Here is a 3,080-nt window from a genome sequence, read left to right on the forward strand (position 1 = left end):
CCGCTCGTCGCCGGTGACCACCAGGACCTCGGCGACCGCGGGACAGGCCCGCACCGCGCGGACCGTGTCGGCCGCCAGGGCCAGGGCCAGCTCCTCGTGGGGTACGGCCGGCAGCGCGCCCCGCAGCCGGCTCTTCGCCGCGCCCAGGCGCTTCACCGGCACCACCACGGTCCACCGCCTCTGACCCACGCGACAATCCTGCCAGCGTCGACGGTGGTACCCGCACTGGCCGTACCCGGGGCGAGCAGGCATGATTTCCGCTGCGGGCCGCACCGGTGGGTGCGGCGCGTGGGGTTGGGGCGACGAGGAGGCAGGGTGACACGGCGCAGGCTGGGTTTCTGGCAACGTTTCGCCGTGGCGCTGGTCAAGCCCGTGATGCTGGTCTGGACCCGGCGCACCTGGCGCGGCGCCGCGCAGTTGCGTCGCGACGGCGGCATCATCATCGTGCCCAACCACCTCTCGCACGCCGACCCGCTGGTCTCGGCGCACTTCATCTACGAGGCCGGCCGTTGGCCGCAGTACCTCGGCAAGGCCAGCGTCTTCCGGGTGCCGATGATCGGGTGGATCCTGCACCGCTGCCGGCAGATCCCGGTGGAACGCGGCACCGCCGACGCGGTCAAGTCGCTGGACAAGCTGATCGCCGCGCTCGACGCCGACGGCGCGGTGGTGATCTACCCGGAGGGCACCATCACCCGCGAGCCGGAGCTGTGGCCGATGAAGGGCAAGACCGGGGCGGCCCGGCTGGCGCTGGCCACCGGCGCGCCGGTGATCCCGCTGGCGATGTGGGGCCCGGAGAAGCTGTTCGACCCGCGGACCACCCGCTTCGGCCTGCGGCCCCGCACCCCGGTGACCGTGGTCGCCGGCGAGCCGGTCGACCTGAGCCGGTGGGCGGGCGCCACCCCGAGCCGGGCGGTGCTGGAAGAGATGACCGACGAGATCATGTTGAGCCTGCGCGACCTGCTCGCCGACATCCGGGGTGGCACGCCGCCCCCGCTGTGGGAACGTCCCGCCCGTCCGCGTACTCCCGAGGTGACCGAATGAGCGAGCGGATCGACCAGCTCAGTGTGGTGGCGCCGCGCGCCGCCGATCGTGTGGAGGCGAGGGCATGAGCGGCCACGTGGCGGTGCTGGGGGCCGGGTCCTGGGGGACCGCCTTCGCCAAGATCCTCGCCGACGCCGGTCGGGACGTGACGATCTGGGCCCGCCGGGAGTCGGTCGCCGACGCCATCCGGGTCCACCGGCGCAACCCGGACTACCTGCCCGACCTGCGGCTGCCCGAGCGGGTCACGGCGACCGGCGAGGCGGCCAAGGCGATCTCCGGCGCCGAGCTGGTGGTGCTCTCGGTACCGTCGCAGACGCTGCGCGGCAACCTCGCCGACTGGGCCGGCCACCTCGCCCCGGACTCGACCCTGGTCTCCCTGATGAAGGGCATCGAGCTGGGCACCACCCGGCGGATGAGCGAGGTGATCGTCGAGACCGCCGGGGTCAGCCCGGACCGGGTGGTGGTGGTCTCCGGCCCCAACCTGGCCCCCGAGATCGCCGCCGAGCAGCCCGCCGCGACCGTGGTCGCCGGCACCGACGCCCGCCGCGCCGCGCTGGTGCAGTCCTCCATCCGGACCCCGTACTTCCGCCCGTACACCAACGACGACGTGATCGGCTGCGAGCTGGGCGGGGCGGTCAAGAACGTGATCGCCCTGGCGTACGGGATCGCCACCGCGATGGGCTTCGGCGACAACACCCGGGCGATGCTGATGACCCGCGGGCTCGCCGAGACCGCCCGGCTGGGCGTCGCGCTCGGCGCCGACCCGATCACCTTCGCCGGCCTCGCCGGCATGGGTGACCTGGTCGCCTCCTGCTCCTCGCCGCTGGCCCGCAACCGCACCTTCGGCGAGCACCTCGGCCGGGGGGGAGACGCTGGAGCAGGCGCAGGCGGCGACCCGGCAGACCGCCGAGGGCGTGAAGAGCTGCCTGGCCATCCGGGACCTGGCCCGGGCGCACGGGGTGGAGATGCCGATCACCGAGCAGATCGAGCGGATCTGCCACGAGGGCATGGACCCCCGGCTCGCCGTGGACGCCCTGATGAGCCGCACCGCCAAGCCCGAGTCGTACGAATGAGCGCCGCCGAGCCGCAGTGGCGGGACGGCACCCGCTGCGTCCGGGCCGGGCTGCCGGAGCCTGTGCCCGGCGACCCGTTCCTGCCCGGGCCGGTCTTCGCCGCGCCGTACCACCTCGACCCCTGGGCGGGGCCGGCCGCCGCGGCGAACGGCTACGGCCGGCCGGACAACCCCACCCGAAGGCTGCTGGAGTCGGCCATCGGCGAGCTGGAGGGGGGCGACTGCCGGGTCTTCGCCAGCGGTCAGGCCGCCATCACCGGGCTGCTGCTGGCCGTCCTGCGACCCGGGGACACCGTGCTCCTCCCCGCCGACGGGTACTTCCCGGTGCGCGCCTTCGCCACCGCCACACTGGAGGGGATGGGGGTACGGGTCGGATTCGTGCCGACCGTCGGGCCGTACCCGTCGTTCGAGGGCGTCCGGCTGCTGATGCTGGAGACCCCGGCGAACCCCGGCCTGGACGTGGTCGACGTGGCCGCGCTGGCGCGGGAGGCGCACGCCGCCGGCACCCTGCTGGTGGTCGACAACACCACCGCCACCCCGCTCGGGCAACGCCCGCTGGACCTCGGCGCCGACCTGGTGGTCGCCTCCGGCACGAAGGCGCTGACCGGGCACTCCGACCTGCTGCTGGGCTACGTGGCGACCCGCTCGGCGGAGCTGCTGGAGACGCTGACCGCCTGGCGCACCACCACCGGCGCGGTGCCCGGGGCCTTCGACGCCTGGCTGGCGCACCGGTCGCTGGGCACCCTCGATCTGCGACTGGCCCGGCAGTCCGCCAACGCGGCGGCGGTGGTCGAGCTGCTCGCCGGGCGCGCCGACGTGACCGGCCTGCGCTGGCCCGGGCGGCCGGAGGACCCGGCGTACCCGGTGGCCTCCGCGCAGATGCGGCGGATGCCCGGCGTGGTCTCCTTCGACCTCGGCGACGCCGACCGGGTGAGCCGGTTCGTCGAGGCCGCCCGGCTGGTCGCCG

At 74.8% G+C, this 3,080-nt stretch carries 2 protein-coding genes and 2 pseudogenes; 3 read left to right on the forward strand and 1 reads right to left on the reverse strand.

Going from position 1 to position 3,080, the window contains the following annotated elements; genetic code table 11:
• Window positions 1-189 (reverse strand): annotated as a pseudogene (locus tag JNW89_RS32670) (2-phospho-L-lactate guanylyltransferase); the annotation flags it as partial.
• Window positions 190-315: 126 nt separating this feature from the next.
• On the opposite strand from JNW89_RS32670, the gene JNW89_RS32675 reads away from it, so the two are divergent.
• From JNW89_RS32675 to JNW89_RS32685, 3 genes and pseudogenes are all read left to right on the forward strand, one after another.
• Window positions 316-1,041 (forward strand): 1-acyl-sn-glycerol-3-phosphate acyltransferase, encoded by a 726-nt coding sequence (locus JNW89_RS32675; RefSeq protein ID WP_238451805.1) that lies wholly within the window; start codon window positions 316-318, stop codon window positions 1,039-1,041.
• 64 nt (window positions 1,042-1,105) lie between these two features.
• Window positions 1,106-2,114 (forward strand): annotated as a pseudogene (locus JNW89_RS32680) (NAD(P)H-dependent glycerol-3-phosphate dehydrogenase).
• The coding region (locus tag JNW89_RS32685; RefSeq protein ID WP_238451986.1) for a cystathionine gamma-lyase at window positions 2,111-3,080 on the forward strand (970 nt) is incomplete at its 3' end. The pseudogene JNW89_RS32680 and the gene JNW89_RS32685, both read left to right, overlap by 4 nt.

This window comes from Micromonospora sp. 4G55, from assembly GCF_016803375.1.